Raw genomic sequence first — 24,492 nt, forward strand, 5'->3', positions numbered from 1 at the left:
TTTACACTTCCTCTATGTGACCGACATGCATTTTCAAGGTTCGTTGGCAACGCTGTGCGAGCTTAGGGTCATGCGTGACGAGAACAAGCGTTGTACCGTGCGATGAATTAAGTTCGAACAACAGCTCGACGATTTTCGCTGCCGTTTGTTGATCTAAGTTGCCTGTAGGTTCATCAGCAAAAAGGATTTTTGGCTTGATCATAAACGCGCGAGCTAAAGCGACTCTTTGTTGTTCACCGCCTGATAGCTGAGATGGCAGGTGATCAAGCCTGTCTTTCAAGCCCACTGATTCAAGCAAAGCCGTCGCGCGTTCGATGTCTTCGTCTTCACCTTTCAACAAACAAGGAAGCGTGACGTTTTGCAGGGCAGAAAGGCTTGGGATCAATAAGAAGCTTTGGAAAACAAACCCAACGGATTCACTGCGGATTTTGGCTCTCGCTTCGTCATCAAGCTGTGATAGAGGTTGGCCTAACAAACTGATTTCGCCAGAAGTTGGCACATCGAGCCCTGCAAGCAGTGTCATTAACGTGGATTTACCCGCACCTGAAGTACCGACGATCGCAACCGTTTCACCCTCACGAATATTGATATCAACATGCTCTAAGATTGTTAAATGTTCTTGATTAGTAGACACTGTCTTGGAAACAGCTTCTGCTTTTATGATGGATGTATGCATGACTCGACTAATTTCCTTTTTATTCTTAATTATATTTTCAACCGCTTCTTTGGCTCAAGATACCGAGTTAGATTCTAAGTTACTGGTGCTTGGTGATAGCCTGAGTGCTGGTTATAACATGGACATCAAACAGAGTTGGCCAAGCCTGTTACCAGACGCGTTAGCAAAGCATGACAAAACGGTAACCGTGGTCAACGGAAGTATTTCTGGTGACACAACTGGCAATGGCTTAGCTCGTTTACCACAATTGCTTGAAGAACACGCCCCAGACACTGTTCTTATCGAACTCGGTGCGAATGATGGTCTTCGTGGATTCCCACCTAAGCTGATGTCTGCGAATCTTGATCAAATCATTAAGCAGATAAAAGCTGCGGGCGCGAAGCCTATTATGATGAAGATTAAAATCCCACCGAATTACGGTAAGCGTTACAACCAGCAGTTTGAATACGTCTTTGCAGCGCTTGCTGATCAACAAAGCGTGCCACTTTTACCGTTTTTTCTAGAGCATATCATCCTCAAACCGGAGTGGATGATGAACGATGGACTGCATCCAAAACCAGAAGCTCAGCCTTGGATTGCTGAATTTGTCGCCAAAGAATTATATCAGTATCTTTAGGTTTTAATGGTCTAGCTCAATAAATTTTACACAGCTTTACGTTAGCCTGAGTGCATATCACCGTTAACTGTAAGGTTATTTATGCTGATCGAACCTATTATCAAGGGTGTGGTAGCCAAAAGCGCTCACCCTCTAGGCTGTCAAGAAGCCGTAAAGCAACAAATCAAGTTTGTTAAGAGTGCGCCGCAGATCAAAGATGGCCCTAAGCGAGTACTGATTATCGGTGCTTCCTCTGGCTTTGGACTTGCCGCTCGCATTGCCCTCACCTTTGGCGGTGCAAAAGCTGACACCATCGGCGTCTCATTCGAGCGCGGTCCTAACGAAAAATCCCTAGGCAGCGCTGGTTGGTACAACAACATTTATTTCAAGAAAGAAGCCGAACGAGAGCAACGCACTGCTATCAACATTGTTGGCGACGCATTTTCACAAGAAACACGTTCACAAGTTGTCGAAGCCATTGAAACCTACTTCGAAGGTGAAGTGGATCTAATTATCTATAGCTTAGCCGCTGGCGTAAGACCCAAACCAAATACCGAAGAATTCTGGCGCTCTGCCATTAAGCCAATCGGTGAAAGCGTGACTGGTGCGACTATCTCACTAGAGCACGACAACTGGGTGACCAACACACTTGATGCTGCAACGGAAGAAGAAGCCGAAAGCACACTCAAAGTCATGGGCGGCGAAGATTGGGAACAGTGGATAGATGAGCTGATCAATGCTGAATCTATTGCCCCAGGTTGCAAAACCATTGCTTTTTCTTACGTTGGTCCAGAAGTCACGCACCCTATCTACTTAGACGGTACTTTGGGCCGCGCTAAAATAGACCTTCATCAAACAAGTCACGCACTTAACCTTGAACTAGCTAACTTTGGCGGTAATGCTTACGCGACCGTGTGTAAGGCATTAGTCACCAAGGCGAGCGTATTCATTCCGGGGCTAAGCCCTTACCTACTCGCTTTATATAGAGTGATGAAAGAAAAAGAGACCCACGAAGGTTGTATCCAACAAATGCAACGCTTATTCAGCAGTAAGCTGTATGGACAAACCAAAGTACCACTTGATGGCGAGCGCCTAATTCGGATGGATGAATGGGAACTCGACCCAGAAACCCAAGCTCATGTGACTGAACTACTTGAAGCTATGGATGAAAACAACTTCCAATCAATCGGTGACTATCAAGGTTTTAAAGAAGAGTTTTTACAGTTGAACGGTTTTGCTCAACCATCGGTAGACTATAAAGAGAAACTTAACACTGATGATTTTATAAAGTTAAAGCCTTAATCGAAACTTATCTCATTACTGAGACCCAGATTCACATTTGAAAACCTCCGCAAAATTGCGGAGGTTTTTTTGTGCAACATTTCTTATACTTAGTTAATGTAATATTCACAGTTTATTTGGTTCATCTTAATTAACACAGGATGTGTTGATGCATTTAGCATAATTGACTCGGAGTCATATGAAGAAGATAAAAACGATAGACTTAGATATCCCTGACGATATGGCCTCCAGCTGGCAGAATATTGTCGACCTCTTAGCTCAAATCACTCAAGTGCCTGCTGCACTTATCATGCGTGTTCATACCAACTACATTGAAGTTTTCTCTACCAGCCACAGTCAGGATAACCCTTATAACAAAGGCGATTCTGAAACATTAGGAAATGGGCTTTACTGCGAAACAGTGATGGAGTCTCAGCAGCAGCTTTTAGTACCCAATGCGCTTGCCGATGTTGATTGGAAAAACAACCCCGACACAAAGCTTGGCTTAATCTCTTATTGTGGCATTCCGCTATTTTGGCCTAACGGCGAATTGTTCGGCACCATTTGTATCTTGGACTCGAAAGAAAATCACTACACGCCTACCTATATTAAGCTACTAGAAAGCTTTCGCACCTCGATAGAATCTCAATTAAAAACCTTGTTTCAACACGCTAAACTCACTCAAATGAATCGAGACTTAAAAAGCCGTGTTGCTACTCGCACAAAAGATCTCGCGAGTCTTAATTATTCATTAAACCAAGAGATTGATAAGCGCAGAGCGGCAGAACAAGAGATCAATTTCCAAAAAAATCACGACCTCGGCACGGGCTTTTTGAACCGAAGTGCTTTTGAGTCGCGCTTGGATCAGAAATTGATGTCACAACAAAGGTTTACAGGTGGCTCACTCGCGGTAATCCATATTGGATTTACTAATGGCAGGCGCATTCAAGCTCGATATGGCTACAACGCGTTAGACCAAGTGCTGGTTGAATACCGGCAACGCATCGACAGTATCTCTGATGTCGAGGTACTAACTGCGCGCCCTACTTCAGTTGACCTTGTGTTGGCGTTCAGCGTTAAAGATTTGCACCAGCGTATCGAAGAACTATGCCAGACATTAGTAAAAGTGGGTCATTCAGAATTTGACATCGGTAGTGACAAAGTTCATCTGCATGCCTTTATAGGGATTGCGATTACTGATCACGACGATGGTGCTGACAGTATTATCCAAAAATCTTCAGAAGCGATGCTGGCATGTAAAGATTCCGGACAGAAGTTCGCTTACTATTCTCAGTCTTATGCTGAAGAACAAAGCCATATTAATAAGATTGAAGGTTATTTACTCCAAGCTGTTCGCAATGATGACCTTATGCTCTATTTTCAGCCTAAAGTATGCCCGTTGACTCATCGCTGGGTTGGTGCAGAGGCTCTACTGCGTTGGCGACACCCCGTTTTGGGAGATATCTCTAACGAAACCTTAATACACATGGCCGAGCAAAACGGGTTAATTTTCGAAGTAGGAAATTTTGCTCTGCGCAACGCGATTGAGCAAGCGAAAGAGTGGTCCGAATACGTTGAAGATTTCAAAATAGCCGTAAACGTATCTGCTATTCAATTAAAGAATGTTGATTTCGCAGACCAAATTATTCACCTGTTGGAAACCTATCACCTAGAACCTCATTTCTTAGAACTTGAAGTCACGGAAAGTTGCCTCATTGCAGATGAAGTCGTCGCGAAAAATACATTGGAATCGTTACACAACATTGGCGTTACATTGTCACTGGACGACTTTGGGACGGGCTATGCCTCATTTAGTTACCTTAAGAAATTCCCATTCGATACGATTAAAATTGATAAGAGCTTCATCGACCAAATGCTCAACTCACAGGAAGACTCAGAGATCGTTCGGTCCATAGTCCAAATCGCGAAAAAGCTCGACTTAAAAGTCACGATTGAAGGCATTGAATCGGAGGTTCAGGAGCAATTTATCATCAATGAAGGCTGTGATGTGGGACAAGGTTACCTTTATGGCAAGCCAATGCCGAGCCAAGAATTCGAACACAGCTTAATCAATCAAAACTATTTGGGGACAACTCGTTACGCTTAACGCGAAAAAGAGCACTTTGTTTTGGATTTAGGCCTACTTTCTCTTTACTCTATAGGTGGTGATTTTTATAATCGCCGCCTTTCTGTTTTATCTTCCCTTTATATAGGCATTCCTCGTTATGGATCAGTTGACTGCAAAGCTTAAAAAGCTCGAAAAACAAAACTTCCGCGCATATCAACAAATTAAAGGTCAATACGACTTTGCTGATTTCGAATTACACATCGACCACGTTCAAGGTGATCCGTACGCATCTTCTTCGCGTTTTCGCGCAACACGCGCTTGGTCGTTAACAGGGTTAGGTTGGCTGAAAGAAAAGTCTTACGAATACCAAGTAGCAGCGCGTGATTTTATTGCACGTAGCTTCTCTGAATTTGCTAAGCAAGAAGCGACCGTGTCTATCGCACTAACCGGCCAAACTGTTTTGGATAACACATCTGTGGTTTTCACCGAGCACGGTATCGAAATTCGTTTTCGTATCAACCTACCCGCTGATGGTCGTAGTATTCTTGCAAAGAAAGCAATCAACATCATTACATTCTATTTGCCTAAGTTTATTCGTCGCGCAACGCTTGAACGCGAACTCAACATCGAAGCGATGATTAAGCATTGTGAAGCTGTTGAAGACCAAGACGCATTGCGTGCTCAATTGGAAGAAAACAACCTAGCGGCATTCGTAGCAAATGGCAGCGTATTACCTCGTATTGCAGGTAACTGCGACCTGCCAATGAAAGGCGCGGTTCCTTTCCTAGCACCAGAGTCTTTAAGTGTGACGCTAAACGCGCCAAACCAAGGTGATGTGACTGGCCTAGGTATTCCTAAAGGCATCACGCTGATCGTTGGTGGTGGTTTCCATGGTAAATCTACACTATTGAACGCCGTTGAACGTTCTATCTACAACCATATTCCTGGTGATGGTCGTGAAGGTATCGTGACGGCGACTGATACGATGAAGATCCGCGCTGAAGATGGCCGCTGTGTTCACAACTTGAACCTATCAAATTACATCAACCATTTGCCGATGCAAAAAGACACATCTGATTTCAGTACACAAGATGCGTCTGGCTCTACATCGCAAGCGGCTTGGTTACAAGAATCAATTGAAGCAGGCGTTCAAACGCTACTTATTGATGAAGATACGTCAGCGACTAACTTCATGATTCGTGACGAACGTATGCAAGCGCTAGTATCAAAAGGTGCTGAGCCAATCACTCCACTTGTTGACCGTATTGGCCAACTACGTGAAGAGATGGATATCTCTACCATTGTTGTAATGGGTGGTTCTGGCGATTACCTAGACGTGGCTGACACTGTGATTCAAATGCACGACTACCAAGCAGTAGACGTAACTGATAAAGCACAAGAAGTCATCGCTCAACACCCTACTCAGAGAACTAACGAATGTGAGACCGCATTAGAAACGTTTGTTCCTCGTTCGTTAAACCGTGCAGCATTGATGAATATTCTTACTGACGGCAAATTCCGAGTTAACGCGAAAGGCAAAGAGTCACTGCGTTTTGGCAAGGAATTCGCGGACCTTTCTGCATTAGAGCAGTTAGAATCAACGTCAGAAGTGAACGCGATTGGTTGGGCATGGTTCCAGTTTGCACAAACTCCAGGTTGGTCAAACAACCCTGCTAAAGAGTTTAGCGCTATCTTAAGCGATGAGTGGCACGTGAACATGCCAAACTACGGTGACTTAGCGAAACCAAGAGTATTGGATGTAATGGCCGCACTAAACCGTATGCGTAAATCTCAGTTCAAACCTTCGAACTCGAACTCCAACTCGAACTAATATGTCGCGTTAAGTTAACCTTATCTCGTATTACGGCTCTCATTTATGAGAGCCGTTTTTTTGCGTTCAATTCCTATATTTCTATCTGATTCGGCCACTCTTTACGTGACTACATTGTTGGTCAGCGCTTTAATCATAGAAATCCCAAAAATCATGACACAGCTTTGACAAAACTATGGCGATATTCAGATAAAGTTCCGACTCGATAGGTGTAACTAAATGTAACAGACTCTTGAGGCTTCAATGAATCATAAACGCGTTAAGATGCGTGACCATAAAATCGAAGTAAACCTATTCAAAAACCGTGTAATCGTGGCGTTTTGTGGGATCTTACTGCTCACTCTCGTCTTAGTCGCCAACCTGTACCGACTTCAAGTCGACAATTTTGAAAGCTATCAAACTCGTGCGGATGGCAACAGAATCAAAGTATTGCCTATCGCGCCTACTCGCGGGCTAATTTACGATCGTAATGGTGTGTTGCTTGCCGAGAACAAGCTTGTGTTTAATCTAACGATGATTCCCGAGCAAACAGATGATGTCGATACCATGCTCGCCAAGCTCGACAAATACATCCCGCGTGATGTTGAGCAGATCGCTCGATTCAAAAAACGTTATCACAACACGCGCCGTTTCAAATCTGTCACTATATTAGAGAACCTAAGTGAAGAAGAGATTGCTAAGTTCTCGGTGCACCAGTACCAATTTCCCGGCTTATCGATTGATACGAACTTAAAGCGCTTTTACCCAAATGGAGAGGTGCTGACGCATGTATTAGGGTATGTAGCACACATCAATGATAGTGACCTAAAGAAGCTAGAAGAAAAAGGCATCGAAGCGAATTATCAAGCGACTACTATTATTGGTAAGCTCGGTGTCGAACGCTATTACGAAGATATCCTACACGGAACCAAAGGCTATCAAGAAGTTGAAGTAAACAGCCGTGGCCGTGTTGTTCGGACTATTGAGTACGTGCCGCCAGTTGCAGGCAAAGACATAGTATTAAATATTGACCTTGAACTGCAAAAATATGTATTTGAGCAACTTGATCACCGAACCGGAAGTGCGGTTATCCTCGATCCAAAAGACAACAGTGTACTGGCGATGGCATCTAGCCCAAGTTATGACCCTAATCTATTTGTCGACGGCATTTCGAGTAAGAACTACCAACGTCTATTGAATGACCCTGCTCACCCGTTGGTGAATCGCACCACACTGGGCGTTTACCCTCCAGCATCCACCATAAAACCATTTATGGCCGTTGCTGGATTACAAGAGCATGTTATATCAGAAAACACCATTCGTGATGATCACGGTTCATGGCAAATTCCCGGTTCCAAACGCAACTCTAAATCATGGCGAGACTGGAAACGCTGGGGTCACGGTCCTGTTGACGTAACTCAAGCGATTGAAGAGTCGGTGGATTCATTCTTCTATCAAACCGCCTTTGATTTAGGTATTGACCGCATCTCAAGTTGGATGAATCGCTTTGGTTTTGGTGAACCTACGGGCATCGATATCTATGAAGAAAGCACCGCCAACATGCCAACTCGAGAATGGAAGATGATGCGTTATCGTACACCTTGGTATCAAGGTGACACCGTCCCTATTGGTATTGGCCAAGGGTATTGGACATCCACGCCAATGCAACTTGCCAAAGCAACCTCGGTACTGGTTAACCATGGGAAGGTAATGTCACCTCATATCTTGAGAGCTACCTTAGATCACGGTGAAGATTTTGATACGCAAAAACTTGTTGAACCTGAGCCGATGCTGTCGATCACTGAAGTACCAGACGAGATATGGGATGTACCTATTAATGCGATGCGACTCGTAAACCACGGCAGTCGAGGTAGCGGCAGACGTGCATTTAAAGGAACTGACTACACTAGTGGCGGTAAATCGGGAACAGCCCAAGTATTTGATCTTGCAAAAGATCAGGTCTATAACTCCAAGAAACTGGCTCGGCATTTACTAGACCATGCGCTTTACACGGCCTTCGCACCTTACGAACACCCTGAATATGTCGCGACTGTGGTCATCGAGCACGGTAATGGTGGTTCCAAGGTCGGTGCTCCTTATATCCGTAAAGTACTCGACTATGCATTCGAACATAAGAGTGGCGAAAGTAAAGATCACTCATAGCATAATAAATGAAGTTGTAACGACGCTTAACCTAGTAACAATACATAACCTAGTTACAACACATAGCCTAGTTACAATACAAGCGTAATGACGACAAAGCCCCACTTGTGTCACTCACAACATGGTGCTTTTCAATTTTATATATAGGGCTTAAATTTCACTCTAAAGAGTCAATAAACAGCGCAGTAAGAGTTACGTCGATCATGAACTTCGTAATACATGCCACGCTTCACAAAGCGTCTGGAATTTTGCCGTATTGCCCTCGTCTCTATCGGGATGCCACCGCAACGCCAGCTGTCGCCAACGCTTTCTTATTTCCTTATGCGTTGCGTCTACAGGGAGATCAAATAACTTCAATGCACGGTTTTTATCTAAATTGAGCGTATCAACGCCAACAAACTTTCTGTACCGAGTCCAAAACTCGTTCAGCAGCCTTTTGACTTCACCTTCATCCGCTTCATAGTTAGTCCAATTAGTGTAGTAGTCTCGAAGTGGCTCTTGGTGATCAATGCTGTGGCTATTTCCATGATAGCTTCCATTCATCAATTCAATATCCATTGCTTGAACTTGAAGCCAACCATCAGGGTGCAACGTTTCTTGAAGCTGATACAGCGCATTCATGATGAGAAAGTTCTTTTTAAATAACTCCTTCTCGGCTGCTGCATCTAATACAGGCATAAACCCAAGGTCGTTTAGATGAGCCGCCAGTGTGTGTACTTTCCATCCACTTGGTTTTCGCTTAAGCACTTCCATAATGGGCCAGAGCAAAGGGTTCTCCATATGGCTATGAAAGCTCGCTCTCACACCTTGATTATTCGACATAGTTGGCTCATTTGGGTTATTAAGTTGTTAGCTTGTTAGCTTGTTAGGCATGATGAATTGCCCTAGGTCAGTGGGCTGACTTCTCTTAATTGAAAGCGATTTTCTACGATTTGTCGAGCTTAATGGAACACCACATTCAATTGCTTGGCTCAAGAGCCCGTTATCCATCAAAATTACGCAGCTAAGGTGACCAGTAATTGGCTATGATTGGTTTAGCTCTTTGGAAAAACAAAAAAAGGCCAGCAATTTTGCTGACCTCTGATATCTATACCAATTTTAGCACAAGGAACTAGTTAATTAGATAACACCAAGCTCTCTTAGACGTTCCATTAGGTATTCATTTGCGGTGTACTTCTCAGACAGTACAACTTCCGGTTTTGGGTGAAGGAATAGTGGCAAAGAGATACGAGATTTCTCTTGGCGTTCACCTGATGGGTTAATTACACGGTGAGTTGTCGATGGGAAGTAACCACCTGATGCTTCTTGAAGCATGTCACCAATATTAATGATCATATTACCGAAGTCACATGGAACATCTAACCACTCGTCATTCTGAGCTTTAACTTGAAGGCCCGGCTCATTTGCTGCAGGAAGAACAGTCAGTAAGTTGATGTCTTCGTGAGCGGCTGCGCGGATAGCACCTGGCTCTTCATCGCCTTGCATTGGTGGGTAATGAAGAACGCGAAGCAGTGTTTGTTCGCTGCCATTAATCATTTCAGAAAGCGCGATTGAGAACTTCTCTTGTACTTCTTGAGGCGCATGTGCTTCAACCCAACCTAATAGTTCTTGAGCAAAAGCATTAGCACGTTGGTAGTAATCTAGAATCTGTTCTTTTAACTGTTCAGGAATCTGACCCCAAGGGTATACGTGAAAGTATTCTTTGATGTCTTTTACAGTGTGGCCCTTAGCAACTTCAGAAACTGAAGGTGGAAAATATCCATCTTGTGTTTCAACATTGAAGTGGAAGTTCTCTTTCTCTTCAGAAATGAAGAATTGGTACCAGTTCTCGTAAATTGACTCAACAAGCTCTTTTGGGATGGGGTGATTCTTAAGAACACCAAAACCCGTTTCACGTAGAGATCGAACAAATTGTTCTGCTGCGTCGTCAGCAAGGTAATCGACAGTTTCCAGTTTCATGACTTTTCTTTCTTGTTATGTAGTAATGCAATGATTTTAAGGATCGCTTTGTTGTAAATCAAACTTTTGTGAAACTCCGCCAACCGTTTGTCTAGATACTGGGCGATAACACTACTTTTCAACAAATCTAGTGATTAGAACGCAATTGAACACCGTTCATTATTGTGTAACTATACAAAAAACTTATAAAGGATCTGATGATGACAATTACGCCACTTGCTCAAAATAGACCTCTACTCTCACTAACTGCTGTCTATCTTGTTATCTTTCTCTTTTCAGCCTTTGCGCCATCTTCAAGAGCCGTTTGGATCGCTGAGATCGTCCCTGCTCTCGGTATTCTTATCGGGATATGGTGGCTATCCACCAAGATCACCTTTTCTAAGACAGCTTATGCTCTGATGTTTATCTGGCTTATTTTGCACACGATAGGCGCAAAATATACCTTCGCAGAAGTGCCATTTGAATGGTTCAATAACCTTATCGGCTCTGAGCGCAATAACTTTGACCGAGTAGCCCATTTCTCTATTGGTCTTTATGCCTATCCACTCGCAGAGTATTTGATTCGTAAGAAATTGGCTCAGCCGATACCAGCCTGTTTCTTTGCCCTATTTGCGATCATGAGTGTTGCAGCAGGTTATGAAATTATTGAGTGGTGGTATGCAGAGATTGCAGGTGGTGATGAAGGTATCGCGTTCCTTGGCTCACAAGGTGATATTTGGGATGCACAGAAAGACATGCTGTGTGATACAACGGGTGCCATTGTCTCGCTATTACTGTTGCAACTTCAAGGACGAGTTAGAGCTCATTAAGCGCTAACCTTTCTTCTGAATATAAAAAACAATGTGAAATGCCACACGCATGATGTGTTGCGGCATTTTTTTTCTGTACTACTTCATAGTTACCTTGCCCCCCACAAACTTGTAGGCAGGCGTACCTCGAACCAAGGTATCTCGCGCAAATTCAATTCCGCATTCAGGGCACACACAAGGGTCTTTTGTGAAATCTTCGACTATACGTTCCTTAAAACACTTTACGAGCGCCCCTTTGCCGCCTTTCCGATATTTAAAAAGTTGCGTTTTGCATTTCGCACAGAAAATCTGAACCGTTTTAGTCGGTTGTTTTTTGTTTGGTTTAGCCATAGAAGTTAATGATTGAACCCTTTATTTCTTAAGTTTAGGTGCGACAAGAACCAAGCTTATCCCAAGTAAGATAACAGTCGATGAGATAATAAATTGCATAGTAACAGGTTCAGATAACAACAAAACGCCACCAAGTGTCGCGATAACGGGAACAGAAAGCTGTGCAATGGATGCGACCACTGTATCCAGTTTTTTCACCACGTAATACCACAAACTATAACCCACACCAGAAGCCACTGAGCCCGACAATATTGCGTAAATCAAGCCTTGTTCTGTGATGGATATTTGCGATGCCACATTAGGGATGACAAGTAACAGGCTTACTAACACAAGGATCACTAACGAGCTAAATGCAAAGTTGCAAGTAGTGGATTGCAACGCGTTCGTGGATTTCTTACCCGCAAGTGTATAAATTCCCCAACCTACTCCAGCCAGAGCCATCAATATGATGGAGGTTATATCGGGCGAACTTGTCGAATCCGTCGGCATGAGTAAGTAAACGAGCCCAGAAACTGACAACAAACAACCACACCACTCTAACAATGACATTCTATTGCCAGCTAACAGGTGTGCGGCAATCATCGTAAATTGAACCGCGACAAACAGAACCAAAGCACCGAGACCTGCACCAAGCTCTAAGTAAGCAAACGAGAAACCAAACATATAAACGAGGAGTGACAATATTGATGTGAATTGAAACGGTAATTTGAGCTTTGTCTCTACCGACTTGTCGTTGTTTACTAACTCCTCTCTAGACTTAGAGTGGGAAGACAAAGTTAATAAAATCAGAAGTGTAAGGGCACCCGATATGATACGAACGATCGAGAAACTCAAAGGATCAATGGTTTGATCCATCAAAGCCCAACGACACAACACTGAATTGGCAGCAAACGCCACCAGCGTTATAAATGTGATCATCACCGTTTGCATCGTGTTGTCCTAATCAAGTTATCTCTGGTCTTAGTCAACGTCCGGTTTTACCCAAACTTGGCTAAAGTCGAACCAACCGAGTGCATTACACTTTGCGTTCTGCAGCGTACCGCATTGATCTTTGTTAACGCCTAACCAACAGTGGAACATTGGAATCAATTGATTGCTTTGCACCAATTGTTTACCTAACTGTCTTGCTGGGAATTGCTCGAATTCGCCCGAGCGCCAACGATCGATCATGTGACACCATTGATCGAAGTCTTCTGCCGGGCTAGATTCATCGAGAAAGCTGTAATCCATCAACCAGCCCGCTAACGCGTCATCTCTATTGTTAGCGATACCCATTGGATTAATCCAAATATCGACATTATCGGCGTGTGGAGGATCGGTTTCGTAACCATAAAGTTCAACGTCGACGTCATATTGCTTCAACACTGTAACAATAGCCTTCGCAAGTGTTGGAAACATTGGGTGTTGGCATTGGTAAGCCAATCTAATGGTTGGTTTCGCATTCGCTGGTGGACAAACCGGCGTGTTCAACTTGATGTCATACCAACCGGGCTTTATCCCATAAGCGTGTAACACTCCCAAATCGATAACAGTTTCTTTCGGAATGTGTACAAACAGATCGGCCGCATTCAAAGTATTAGATAAAAATTGCGCCCATGCAGGATCTTGTGCGATGCCCTTTTTCCGATTCAACAGTAGATAGGTACAGCCGGGATCAAGTTCGACTTCGTCGCTATCGCCGCGATCCGCCATTACAGGCTTAGAAAGACTTGGGTAAACCATTGAAGAGTAAGCCTCATCAACAACCCAAACCTCAACACGATCAATCAATGGCCTAAAACCAAAATATCCGTTAAAAGCCGTTAGCACGAGTTGCTTCTCATCGTTCTTTTCAATGCGATAAGGGCCAGTACCAATCGGTCGAATATCGTAGTCTTCACCACGTAAAATCATCGGTAAGGTGACTTTGGCAACAGATTCAGTCAGAGCGAGTGGGAAGTGTTTATCTGGTCGCGTTAAAAAGACATCAACCACACAGTTTGCCGGAGAAGAGACGTCTTTTATATGTGAGAACATATTGAGAGGTTCGAGTGCTAGCAGCGTATCCACAACATGATTAGTTAACAAAGGCTCTCCGTTATGAAAACGGACTCCGGGTCTCAAGAAGAATCGCCATTGATAATCGCTGATTTTTTGCCATGAATGAGCAAGATCGGGCTGTAATTGATCGTTCTCATCCAAACGTGTTAACCCACTGAATACCTGACAGGTAATATGCTGCTCAGATCGTCGCATCGACTTTGTCGGGTTAAGCATAGAAAGCGGTCGGTAATAAGGCAAACGAATAACCTGCTCACCTTCCTGGTATTGCACACCCAAGTAATTTTGAATAACTTGAGTCAGCTTGGCTGCATTGTGATCAAGCACTGACAGCGCTTGTCCAATTTTACCTTCTTGTAAGTAGCGTCTTGCTAAGTTTTCACTGACATCGCAACGATTCTGCTTAAAAATAAGTTGAGATAACTTGCCTCGCCCAGCCGCAGGTAACCACTCAACCCATCCTTCTTCTTCAAGCTTATTGAGTACCATCCGGGCATTACGACGGGTACAACAAAGTACATCCGTGATGTCGTCGAGCTGAACATCAGAATCTTTACCATCGAAGTATTCAAACAGGGTTTCAAATTGAACGCGAAGTCTTGGGCTGCTCATAAAGAGGAAAACTTATTCAAAGGATATTGAATTCAGTTTCCCTATTTTAAGACTTAAAATCAATCTTACTGATGTGATTTTCTTGCGATTTATTAGGTATGGTGTCCTAAGATTTGATTCAAATAGAAGGTCTAAGTACTTTTGCAATATACGATTACATCACATCGCAGCCGATTTCATTGGCAATATCTCGAAGCTGCTGTTCGTTGTCTAATTTAATCGACCACTTGCATTCAGAACCATTGGCTGAAATGACATTTGCCCCTTTTCCTATCAGTTGGATTGCATCAACTTGAGCTTGTAGCGTTACTCTGTGCTCACCATCCAAACGAACGACAATCTCATGTGCGGTTGCGATGATTTTCCCACTTTTAAACGTTATGACCATAGATTTCTCGGACTATTTTTAAATACAGATTACTTCTTATAAATACAAACACAGCTAACTAATGCTTAGCCTATTATCGCTTATGTTTCTTCACGGCAATAGTTAAACGACTTGTACAGACTAAGCGTTGACGCTCATCAGTGATGTTTATCTGCCATACTTGGGTAGACACACCCAAGTGTATAGGCTCAGCAGTACCGACAACATGGCCTTCGCGCATTGATCTAACGTGGTTTGCGTTGATATCTAGCCCAACGCAATAGTAGCCTTCTGGAACGCAAAAATTAGCAGCCAATGAGCCAAGCGTTTCTGCTAACACAACCGATGCGCCGCCATGGAGCATACCTAAAGGTTGGTGGGTAAAATGACAAACCGGCATGGTTGCCACCAAAGAGTTGTCGTTCACCTCGGTGTATACAATATTGAGGTGTTCAATTAAGGTATTTTTTGAGGTCGCGTTGAAGATCTCTAGGTCAACGGGCTTTTTCCAAATACTCATGTAGGTTCCTTAATTATTGGCTTTGTTATCGCGTGTGCAGTTTTATTATCGCTAATAGGTTGATAAAACCAATAACGTTAGCATTACTGCTGGGATTATTACCGAAATAGTTATCTTACTGCTACTAGCTATTACACAAGTTGATGTTAACATGCATAAAAACCGAATACACAGAGGATATTGTATGACGTCATGGATGAAGTTTGCCTCGCTTCTTACACTCGCTGGGCTAAGTGCATGCAGCGCTTCCCCAACAGGCAGAAACCAATTACTGCTTTTTTCAGATAAAGATATGTCTCAGCTTGGAGCACAGTCTTTTGAACAAATGAAGAAAGAACAACCCATCAGCAAAGATGCAAAAACGAACGCTTATGTACAGTGCGTTGCAAACAGCATCACGCAATACATTCCTAAACAAGGTTTTAGTGAATGGGAAGTTGTTGTCTTCGACAGTGACCAAGTAAACGCATTCGCCCTACCAGGCGGAAAAATTGGCGTATATACCGGGTTGCTTAAGGTAGCGGTTAATCAAGACCAACTCGCAACAGTTATCGGACACGAAGTGGCGCACGTTTTAGCTGACCACAGTAACGAACGCCTATCTCAGTCTCAAATCGCTAACACTGGTTTATCGGTTACTAGCATCGCATTAGGCGCATCAGAATACAGCCAATATCAAGGTATGACGATGGCTGCTTTAGGTTTAGGCGTTCAGTACGGCGTTATTCTACCGTATGGGCGAACTCAAGAGTCTGAAGCCGATGTTGTTGGCCTAGAGTATATGGCTAGAGCTGGATTCGATCCTAACCAAAGTGTCGACCTATGGCAAAACATGGCGAAGGCATCGGGTGGTAATCAGCCCCCAGAACTGCTTTCTACACACCCTTCGCACAGTACGCGTATCAAAGATCTGCAAGCGACGATCAAAACGCTTCCCCAATCGGGTTCTCCAAGACCAAATTGCAAAGCGTAATTTTACATTTGTCTAGACGCTAAACTTCGAATACAAAAATGCCCTATCCATATTGGCTAGGGCATTTTTTGTTTTGATTCTTGTTAAGTACCAAGAATTTGCAATGGTAGGCTTAATAGCTGATCACCAGTAGATGCAAAATACCAGATAACACCAATCAAACTACTCACTAAACCCACATACCAAACAAACGACACGACTTGACCGTATTTGTCTAATGGCAACAAGTGACTGTGGTGACGCCCTTTCCATTCGAACAGTATTTCCACACTACCCATAATCAATAAGAAACCAAACAAGGTCAGATTCAACTGATAACTCAGTACCACACCAGCAACAGCGGCTGCGATACACAATACAATACCAAGCACGCTGTTCATTGAGAAACTGATACTTTTCAGTACATGTCCGCCATCGAGAGGCAGAATTGGCAATAGATTAAACAAGTTCAATAGCGCGTTGAATACCGCAAGCCCAGCAAAGAACATCTCGCCAGTGATCCAGTACAACACCATAAACACCAAAGACAATATCAATCCGAACAATGGCCCCATGATTGAGATAACTACATCTTGCCAGCGCGTATTGATCTTCTCATCGGATAACGCTAAACCACCAAGGAATGGTATCAAATAGATGCCTTTGGTCTTCATACCAAAGTATTTCATCGCTCTAATATGGCCGTATTCATGGAACATAAGGCAAGCGATTAGAGCTAAAGCAAATTGAATTGAAAACAGCCATGAATACGCAGCCAAGCTCGCTGAGGCAAGTACGACTTTGATTAGCTTGGCACTTTTTAATGCTTTCATACCAAGCGACACTAATCCAATTAAGCTAAAACGCTTCTCAGGTTTAGGTGCTACAACGGGAGTTTGTTGCTCGATGTCTTTAGTGTCGCGGTTACCTTCGGCAATCGTTTGACCATTGACGGAGGCTTTGTAGTACATCTCAAATGGCTGCCATTGAACTGACGCTTTGACGTGACACTGCAACGTATCTTCGCCAGATTGCAACATGAATGAGTGAGTTCGAGCATTATCTTGCTCAGAGGTCGCATCCAGTTGAGACACAAGTGTATTATCCCAGAACAGCTGTTGCCAACCAGCCATTGAACCTTCTAAACGAAGCGGTTTTCCAAGAAACTCTATCGCGAGTAATTCCAAACTTAAATTCCAATTTAATGCCATCGTAAATGAAACCGTATTATGCCGATTTAGCGATTAACGGTAAACACAAACGAAGTTGTTACATATTTAAGCAATTGAACACTATTTATTCCGACAATGCGCATAAACATTCTGGTCACACCTCCAACCACGAATAAACCATTGATTGTATGCATATTATAAATGTTAAAGTCCCGCCCCTTAAAATTATAACTTCACAAAATGATAACTCATTCTTTGACTTTACATGAAACATGAATTTAACATGTCATTTACATTGGAGCATCACTAATAAGAATGCTCAGTGTGTTTTCAACAATAAGAATGAGATTTGATGCCCTAGGAGGGTCAAGGATGAAAACAATACAACGCTCTCTCGTTTCGCTTTCTGTACTATTTGCATGTAATTCACTTGCGGCTGGTTTCCAAGTTGCTGAGCACTCAGCCTCAGGCCTTGGACGCGCATTCTCAGGTGAAGGTGCAGTTGCCGATAACGCGAGTGTACTTGCGAGAAACCCCGCTGCAATGACCCTATTTGATACAGCCCAATTTTCAGGCGCGGTTTCTGTCGTTGATCCAGAAGTAGACATTACTCAAAACAATGTTCCAGGTTCTGGCGGGCAAAGTCAGACATCTAAAGACGTCGCTCCCCTTCAGATTGTACCTGGTGCTTACTACATTAGCCCAATCAATGAGCAATGGGCTTGGGGCATTGGTATGTTTTCCAACTACGGTGTTGCTACCGATTACCCAGATGATATCTACGCAGGTGATCTAGCTGGTGATACATCACTAATGTCTGTCAATTTAAACCCAAACGTAGCGTATAGAATCGACGACCAATTCAGCATCGGCGCTGGCGTAAACCTTGTTTACGCAGAAGCTGAACTCAACCGACACCAAGGTGCTATTTCAAATGTTACTGGAGATCCTTCGTCGACGAAGTTAATCAGTATGACTGGCGAAACATTCGCATTTGGTTGGAATGTGGGTGGCTTATATGAATTGAATGAAAACAATCGATTTTCTATCGCTTATCGTTCGGAAGTTGACCTTGATTTTGACGATGGTGATTTCAAAGATTACACCGGTGGAATCGTACAAGGTAGCGCAACTGCAACGACTGGCCGCTTAAAAATTACCTTACCTTCAATTATTGAAATATCGGCTTTCCACCAACTGACCGATCAGTGGGCTATCCACTACGGTTGGCAACAAACGGGTTGGAGCAGTTTTAAAGAACTTAAAGCGACCAGTCCAGATTGTAAAGATGGTGTGTGTTTTAAAAAGACAGAACACTACGAAGATAACAACCGCTACTCGTTGGGTGCAACTTATCAGTTGAATCAAGAGTGGACACTAAGGGCGGGTCTTGCCTATGACGAGCAAGCTGGTCAAGCAACGTTAAGTATCCCAGATAGCGATCGTTACTGGTACAGCACTGGCTTGACTTACCAGTACAGCCCAGATCTTTCTATTGATGCTGGCTTTGCACTTGTACAAAGTAAAGATGGTGATTTCACGGAAACTAACGAACTGGGTCAAAAGCTTGAATTTTCAGGCGATGCAGTCGCTTACCTGTCAGCAATTCAACTGAACTACACCTTTAACTAAACGGAATTAAAACATGAAAAAGTTATTTAGTGTTTCGCTGCTTGCTTCGGCGATGTTTCTTGCCGGTTGTGGTGATGACTCTTCGAGCTCAGGTGCCTCAACCGCCGTTAAATATGAGCAGTACATTCAAGATTCACTGGCTCGCACGACGAGTATTAAGTTTCATCTAAGTGGTGCTAACAAAGCGGTTCCACTGCCAAGCTTTGCTTTGATGGACACGACGGATGGCACTCTCGGGCTACCAACGGGTGGCAAAGATTCGTTAACGAATCCAATTGCGGCAATGAACACCATGGATGGCTGGTCTACTTCGATGCCAATCATTATGAATTTCGAAGGTACCGGTCTTGCCGACGGTGTCGCGACTGGCGGCGTTTACATTCTAAAACTTAGCAGGTCACTCACATCCACAACACCACCAACGGTTACAGGCGTGTTGACTCTAGGTACGCACTTTAATGTGTTATCTAGCGCAGCAACGGATGCCTTTACTATTGTATTTAAAGATTCACTCGATGCTTCAAGCGAATATGTGTTGGCACTGTCGAATGAACTGGCCGATGTTAATGGCGACCCGGTAGGTATGTCGTCAAGCTACGCGGCTCTGAAATCAAGTTCAGTAACGTATACTGACGGCAGCTTAGCTCAAGCTCAGAAAGTAACTCAGGGTGTAGAACAAATCTTTGCAGGGGCGAATGCCGCCGGCAAGGTTAGCCTTGATACCAAAGACATCATTTATTCGACGTGGTTTACCACCGAATCGGTTGGCGCCTCGCTTTTCGCAACAAAAGCAGCAACAGCGACTGGGTTGGCTTCTGCGAACCTAAATGGTGTATGGAAAGGCAGTGCAAACCCTAATTCGGTTGACCTAAAAGCCGCTTACACTATGTCGTTTCTTCCTGCAGTAACATTCAAAACAGCATTAGCAAATGACACTGATTTTGATAAATACATTGGTGGCGGCGACTCGACTAAGATTGCTAAAGCCAAATTTGCTATTGGGCGATGTACGATGCATCAAGTGCAGATGTCAATGTAAGTCAAGGGTCGGTTAAGTTACCTCACTACTTAGAAACAAGCAGCAGCAAATGGAATACTCAGCCGTTTGAATCCGCTATGCCTAGCCTAGCTAAGGTTTCAAATGCTCTAAGTAATAGTGCAGAAAAGGCGAACATGGCCGCTCAACTTATTGCTGCTGGTATTGATGCAAGTATATTAGCGACGAGTCAAACAGAGCAGCTTAAACTCATTGGTTTAAACCTGACTCTTAAAGATGGTTCAGCACTTGATAGCGAGCGAGTCATCACCAAATACTCACCTGTTCCTCAAGTTAAATCATTAGAAGACGTCGAACTCTTACTGTTTACGCCAAATGGTTCTGATCCTACTAATGTTGTGATCTACCAACACGGTATCACCTCAGCGAAAGAAAACGCTTATGCTTTCGCTTACAACCTTGCAAAAGCAGGTGTAGCAGTATTGGCGATTGACTTACCGCTCCACGGTACACGCAGTTTAGATGATACTCGTTCGGCAAACGCTGACGTGTTAGCTTATCTGAACTTGGCGAACTTACCCGTCGCTCGCGATAACGTGCGTCAAAGTGCGCTTGATGTTATGGGCTTACGAGCATCGTTAGCCGTTTCATTGAAGGCGGGTCTACTAGCAACTTCCCCATTAAAGGGGTTTAACTTAGCTACTGGCTCACAAGTTAAATTCTTAGGTCATTCGCTAGGCGGTATTGTTGGAACGACTGCAGTTGCAGCATCCAACCGCACTCTTGGTAGTGTCGCTGCTGATTCACTGTACTCATTTAGTGCAGCAGCAATTGAAAACTCAGGGGGACAAATATCTAACCTTCTGCTTGGTTCTACAGAGTTTGGCCCTCAAGTTAAGCACAGCGTTGCATTGAGCGCTTCAACTGAGTACGCAGGCTTCGCAACCGCTAACTGTGGAAGTCTTACTAGCAAACAGTGCTACACAACGTTTGAAGCAAACGCGACCGCTGCGCAAAAAGCTACCATGACGGCCGCTTTTCAGCAGTTCGCTTATGCTGCACAAACTGTGTTGGATACTGTGGATCCGTTTACCAATGCTTCTTACCTAGTTGCTTCTGGTTCACCTCTTTTGCCTATTTATATGGCTCAAGTGCAAGGTGACGATACAGTACCAAACTCTGTCGCAAACGCTCCGTTCGCGGGAACGACACCGTTAGCAACTAAGTTAGGCCTCAAGGTGGTTGATTCGAGTAACACAAGCCCTGATGGTGCGAAGGACTTTGTTAAGTTCAGTGATGTTGCTGCGCACAGTACGTTTGTAGTTCCGCAAGATAAGACGACACCGACACCTTTGGATGCAGGTCATCATGTCAGTATGCAGGCACAAGCTGTAGATTTCCTAATTGACAACGCGCTAACTTCAGCATCAATAACAGGTTCCTTCTTAGAATAAAAAACGTTGCTACTAAACAAATGCCAGCCTAACCGCTGGCATTTTTGTTTCTGCGGCCAATCAACCTTCTCTAGCTAACCGTTTGCATACAACGTTAAAACACAAATGGTTGATCTCGGCTAAAATTAATCAAGACAGAATACCGTACGACCTCTTTCTTTATTGTAAATAAAGTGGATAATAGCCCCGTAATTAATACCTAATAAATGTGAGTCCATTATGTCTTCTGAAGCTACTATGCTAGAACGCTGCCAATCTAAATGTGAACTATGTGGTTCTGATTCTTCTCTTACTGCGTACGCAGTACCGCCACACAGCCACGTAACAGTGGATCACGGCATCATGGTATGTGACAAATGCCTTGGTGAGATTGACGAGCCTAAAGATATCAACCACTGGCGCTGCCTAAGCGACAGCATGTGGAGTCAAGAGGCACCAGTTCAAGTAACGGCATGGCGTCAACTTACTCGTCTGAACACTGAAAGCTGGGCTCAAGACGCACTAGACATGATGTACCTTGAAGAAGAAACATCAGTTTGGGCACAAATCGGCATGTCTGCTGATGATAAGCCTCTTGATGTGAACGGCGTTGAGCTTAAAAAAGGTGACGACGTAACAGTAATCAAAGACCTGCCAATCAAAGGCACTAACCAAGTGATTAAGCAAGGTACTGTTATCCGTGGCATCAGCGTTGGTGACGATCCTAAGCTTGTTTCTGGTAAAACAAATGGCGGTCAATCAATGTACGTAATCGCTGAGTTCTGCCGTAAGAAGTAATGACTTTTTACTCGTAGAATTAAGAAAGGCGCTCAATTGAGCGCCTTTCTTGTATCTATAATCTAACCATTCTTAATTTAGTTATTTCTCAACCAAACGTCTTGGTTTTTAGGTGCTTTCTTCTTTTTCTTCTTGCCTGTACCAGTCGGTGGAGCAACGGGTTTTAACGCAGCAACAAGTGCAGCGGTTGCTTCTTCATCCACTTCAAAGCCTTCGATTTGCTCACGCTCAAGACGAATTTTGTTCTTCTTCTCGATGATTGTGAAGTGATGGTAGTCTTCGTGGTCGATCAAAGATAATGCTAAACCAACCTCACCTGCACGACCGCTTCGGCCAATACGGTGCATGTAGTCTGATGGACTACGTGGTAAATCAAAGTTGATAACTACAGGAAGCTTTTCAATATCCAGACCACGAGCTGCGATGTCTGTCGCGATCAGAACGTCAATCTCGCCAGATTTAAAATCTTCTAGGATACGAGTACGTGAACCCTGACCTTTATCACCGTGGAATACTTCCGCAATGATACCGCGCTTGTATAGCTTATCAGCCAAATGCTCACAGCTGTTTTTCGCATTCACAAAGATCAGAGCTTGTCGCCATTCGTGTTGTTGAATCAGGTGCGCTAACAAAGCTGTCTTACGGCCTTTTTCGACTTCAAATACACGTTGAACCAGTGTGCTTGCATTAGCACTTTGAAGTTGGACTTCAATTGGGTCGTTCAGTAATTCGTGAGTCAGCGTTTTAACTTGCTCAGGGAAAGTCGCAGAGAACAACAAGGTTTGCTTCTTGCTCGGCAATAGCTTCAAGATCGCGTCGAGCTCTTCGGTAAAGCCAAGGCTCAACATACGGTCTGCTTCATCAAGCACTAACGTTTTTACTTTATCGAGTTTGATAGCGTTGCTGGAGATTAGATCAAGCAAACGACCCGGCGTTGCCACCAAGATGTCTGTGCCGCCACGTAACGCTTGCATCTGAGTGTTCACCGATACACCACCGAATACACAAACAGTTTTGATTGCACCGTTGAAATGTACTGCGTAAGACTTAACGCTATCGGCAACTTGCTTAGCAAGCTCACGTGTAGGAACCAAGATAAGGCCAGAAACATAGTTACCTTTGCCTGAACGACGGTCCAGAGGTGCATCTTCATGGATTTGTTGTAACAGTGGAAGTGCAAAGGCTGCGGTTTTACCTGAACCTGTATTTGCGCCTGCAATTAGGTCGCGTCCTGCTAACACACTTGGAATAACTTGCGCTTGGATAGGCGTTGGCTGTTGGTATTCAAGCTCGGTAAGACGAGCCATCAAAGGAGAGATTAAGCCAAGATCAGAGAAGTTGGTTGGTGTTGTGGTGTTAGTCATTAATTGCAGGAACTCAAAGCTAAAATAATAGCGCGCTATATTAACGTATTTCAGCAGTATTACGTAACTAAATCGCCCCTTTCTCTCGTGTTTTAGCAATGAGCCCCCACTACAACACATCTAGTATCAAGTTATCGCAAGTTTAATTCAGCCATCCTGCTACCGTTTGTTCCGGTGTATACGAGTTAGGTTCGGTTAACCACACGGCTACTGCGTCTGGTGTGGCGACTAAAGGAGAGAAATCGATGTTGAATTGCCATTCAGACTCACCACGTCGATAGCCGTCGTAAACCACGACAAAATCGTGCTCAAGTTTCTTACCTCTGTTCTCGCCCGCTTTAACGCTGGTGACTTCGTTCATCGCCAACAAGGCAATATGAGCGACATAATCACCTTTGCCTTCGTATTGCACGCTGAACGTATCGCCTTTATGGTTCACTGTTAATTTAGGATTAATTTGTTGTTGGGGCGATGGCAAGGTTCTGTCTAGCCAATTAAAGTAACCACGCCACTCTTTTCCATCGACGATAAAGCCCGGGGTATAAACACCACTTGTTACCCCATAAGCTTTGTACAAGTGTTGCTTCTGACTGAATGCCTTGCTCGCGAACTTATCTCCCCACCCTAGGTAGTCCCAGTAATCGACGTGATAAGCGAGCGGAATGACTTGTGTCCAAAGATTAGGGTGGTCTTCAAAAGTACTAAGGTAGGCATCAGCAGGCGGACAACTTGAACAACCTTCAGAGGTGAACAGTTCGATAACCTGCGCAGGTTGACCTTCATTACTCCAGGTTTGTGCATTCGACACAGAAGAGTAAAAGCCGATCGGTAAGGCAAGTAAACATAGTTTAATCAATGGTGAGTTGTGGCTGGCGTGTGACATACCGTGATCCTTGTACGAAGCGAATTTACTG

At 43.9% G+C, this 24,492-nt stretch carries 20 protein-coding genes and 1 pseudogene; 10 read left to right on the plus strand and 11 right to left on the minus strand.

The window, feature by feature from the left end:
• Nucleotide 1: 1 nt before the first annotated feature.
• Nucleotides 2-676: an ABC transporter ATP-binding protein gene (locus ACED28_RS10645; protein ID WP_135381406.1), complete on the minus strand. Its 675-nt coding sequence runs from the start codon at nucleotides 674-676 to the stop codon at nucleotides 2-4.
• Between ACED28_RS10645 and ACED28_RS10650 the strand changes: the two genes are divergently transcribed.
• The 5 genes from ACED28_RS10650 to mrdA all read left to right on the plus strand — a co-directional run bounded on the left by ACED28_RS10650 (nucleotide 675) and on the right by mrdA (nucleotide 8,593).
• Nucleotides 675-1,292, plus strand: a complete 618-nt coding sequence (locus ACED28_RS10650) for an arylesterase (RefSeq protein WP_012600647.1) — start codon at nucleotides 675-677, stop codon at nucleotides 1,290-1,292. The two genes, ACED28_RS10645 and ACED28_RS10650, sit on opposite strands and share 2 nt — an antisense overlap.
• Before the next feature lie 81 nt (nucleotides 1,293-1,373).
• Nucleotides 1,374-2,573 (plus strand): enoyl-ACP reductase FabV, encoded by a 1,200-nt coding sequence (fabV, locus tag ACED28_RS10655; RefSeq protein WP_017097928.1) that lies wholly within the window; start codon nucleotides 1,374-1,376, stop codon nucleotides 2,571-2,573.
• Nucleotides 2,574-2,751: 178 nt separating this feature from the next.
• Entirely contained in the window at nucleotides 2,752-4,659 is a 1,908-nt protein-coding gene (locus ACED28_RS10660; RefSeq protein ID WP_371709822.1) for an EAL domain-containing protein, read from the plus strand.
• Between the two features lie 118 nt (nucleotides 4,660-4,777).
• Entirely contained in the window at nucleotides 4,778-6,451 is a 1,674-nt protein-coding gene (locus tag ACED28_RS10665; protein WP_371709823.1) for a P-loop domain-containing protein, read from the plus strand.
• Between the two features lie 243 nt (nucleotides 6,452-6,694).
• Complete coding sequence (mrdA, locus tag ACED28_RS10670) at nucleotides 6,695-8,593, plus strand: penicillin-binding protein 2 (protein ID WP_371701810.1); 1,899 nt, start codon at nucleotides 6,695-6,697, stop codon at nucleotides 8,591-8,593.
• A 201-nt stretch (nucleotides 8,594-8,794) separates the two neighbouring features.
• Here the strand turns inward: mrdA and ACED28_RS10675 are convergent, their stop codons facing one another.
• Nucleotides 8,795-9,415 carry a DNA-J related domain-containing protein gene (locus tag ACED28_RS10675; protein ID WP_017102142.1) on the minus strand — a complete coding sequence of 207 codons (621 nt, stop codon included), beginning with the start codon at nucleotides 9,413-9,415 and terminating at the stop codon, nucleotides 8,795-8,797.
• A gap of 297 nt (nucleotides 9,416-9,712) precedes the next feature.
• Nucleotides 9,713-10,552 carry an isopenicillin N synthase family oxygenase gene (locus ACED28_RS10680; protein ID WP_009845327.1) on the minus strand — a complete coding sequence of 280 codons (840 nt, stop codon included), beginning with the start codon at nucleotides 10,550-10,552 and terminating at the stop codon, nucleotides 9,713-9,715.
• A 200-nt stretch (nucleotides 10,553-10,752) separates the two neighbouring features.
• On the opposite strand from ACED28_RS10680, the gene ACED28_RS10685 reads away from it, so the two are divergent.
• On the plus strand, nucleotides 10,753-11,361 hold the full coding sequence (locus tag ACED28_RS10685) for a DUF2238 domain-containing protein (protein WP_371709843.1): 609 nt from the start codon (nucleotides 10,753-10,755) through the stop codon (nucleotides 11,359-11,361).
• 78 nt (nucleotides 11,362-11,439) lie between these two features.
• On the opposite strand, the gene ACED28_RS10690 is transcribed toward ACED28_RS10685, so the two are convergent.
• The 5 genes from ACED28_RS10690 to ACED28_RS10710 all read right to left on the minus strand — a co-directional run bounded on the left by ACED28_RS10690 (nucleotide 11,440) and on the right by ACED28_RS10710 (nucleotide 15,230).
• Nucleotides 11,440-11,691: a hypothetical protein gene (locus ACED28_RS10690; RefSeq protein WP_009845325.1), complete on the minus strand. Its 252-nt coding sequence runs from the start codon at nucleotides 11,689-11,691 to the stop codon at nucleotides 11,440-11,442.
• A 21-nt stretch (nucleotides 11,692-11,712) separates the two neighbouring features.
• Nucleotides 11,713-12,621 (minus strand): DMT family transporter, encoded by a 909-nt coding sequence (locus ACED28_RS10695; RefSeq protein WP_017100541.1) that lies wholly within the window; start codon nucleotides 12,619-12,621, stop codon nucleotides 11,713-11,715.
• Between the two features lie 30 nt (nucleotides 12,622-12,651).
• The gene (locus tag ACED28_RS10700) at nucleotides 12,652-14,343 is read right to left on the minus strand and encodes an SgrR family transcriptional regulator (protein ID WP_012600656.1); all 1,692 of its coding nucleotides are present in this window, start codon (nucleotides 14,341-14,343) and stop codon (nucleotides 12,652-12,654) included.
• A gap of 154 nt (nucleotides 14,344-14,497) precedes the next feature.
• Nucleotides 14,498-14,731 (minus strand): DUF3389 domain-containing protein, encoded by a 234-nt coding sequence (locus ACED28_RS10705; RefSeq protein WP_371709824.1) that lies wholly within the window; start codon nucleotides 14,729-14,731, stop codon nucleotides 14,498-14,500.
• 73 nt (nucleotides 14,732-14,804) lie between these two features.
• A complete protein-coding gene (locus ACED28_RS10710) occupies nucleotides 14,805-15,230 on the minus strand; it encodes a hotdog fold thioesterase (protein WP_017097935.1) in 426 nt (141 codons plus the stop codon).
• Between the two features lie 184 nt (nucleotides 15,231-15,414).
• On the opposite strand from ACED28_RS10710, the gene ACED28_RS10715 reads away from it, so the two are divergent.
• The gene (locus ACED28_RS10715; protein WP_012600658.1) at nucleotides 15,415-16,203 is read left to right on the plus strand and encodes a M48 family metallopeptidase; all 789 of its coding nucleotides are present in this window, start codon (nucleotides 15,415-15,417) and stop codon (nucleotides 16,201-16,203) included.
• An 83-nt stretch (nucleotides 16,204-16,286) separates the two neighbouring features.
• On the opposite strand, the gene ACED28_RS10720 is transcribed toward ACED28_RS10715, so the two are convergent.
• The gene (locus tag ACED28_RS10720; RefSeq protein ID WP_029222770.1) at nucleotides 16,287-17,369 is read right to left on the minus strand and encodes a site-2 protease family protein; all 1,083 of its coding nucleotides are present in this window, start codon (nucleotides 17,367-17,369) and stop codon (nucleotides 16,287-16,289) included.
• A 357-nt stretch (nucleotides 17,370-17,726) separates the two neighbouring features.
• Here ACED28_RS10720 and ACED28_RS10725 point away from each other — a divergent pair, with 357 nt between their 5' ends.
• The 3 genes and pseudogenes from ACED28_RS10725 to ACED28_RS10735 all read left to right on the plus strand — a co-directional run bounded on the left by ACED28_RS10725 (nucleotide 17,727) and on the right by ACED28_RS10735 (nucleotide 22,214).
• Nucleotides 17,727-18,986, plus strand: a complete 1,260-nt coding sequence (locus tag ACED28_RS10725; RefSeq protein WP_012600660.1) for an outer membrane protein transport protein — start codon at nucleotides 17,727-17,729, stop codon at nucleotides 18,984-18,986.
• 13 nt (nucleotides 18,987-18,999) lie between these two features.
• A pseudogene (locus tag ACED28_RS10730) lies at nucleotides 19,000-21,437 on the plus strand (VolA/Pla-1 family phospholipase).
• Nucleotides 21,438-21,656: 219 nt separating this feature from the next.
• Nucleotides 21,657-22,214, plus strand: a complete 558-nt coding sequence (locus tag ACED28_RS10735; RefSeq protein ID WP_009845316.1) for a PhnA domain-containing protein — start codon at nucleotides 21,657-21,659, stop codon at nucleotides 22,212-22,214.
• Nucleotides 22,215-22,291: 77 nt separating this feature from the next.
• Here the strand turns inward: ACED28_RS10735 and ACED28_RS10740 are convergent, their stop codons facing one another.
• Complete coding sequence (locus tag ACED28_RS10740; RefSeq protein WP_371709825.1) at nucleotides 22,292-23,578, minus strand: DEAD/DEAH box helicase; 1,287 nt, start codon at nucleotides 23,576-23,578, stop codon at nucleotides 22,292-22,294.
• Between the two features lie 142 nt (nucleotides 23,579-23,720).
• A complete protein-coding gene (locus ACED28_RS10745) occupies nucleotides 23,721-24,461 on the minus strand; it encodes a DUF1223 domain-containing protein (protein ID WP_371709826.1) in 741 nt (246 codons plus the stop codon).
• Between the last annotated feature and the right edge of the window lie 31 nt (nucleotides 24,462-24,492).

The organism is Vibrio sp. 1F253 (assembly GCF_041439295.1).
GTDB classification, from domain to species: domain Bacteria; phylum Pseudomonadota; class Gammaproteobacteria; order Enterobacterales; family Vibrionaceae; genus Vibrio; species Vibrio tasmaniensis_A.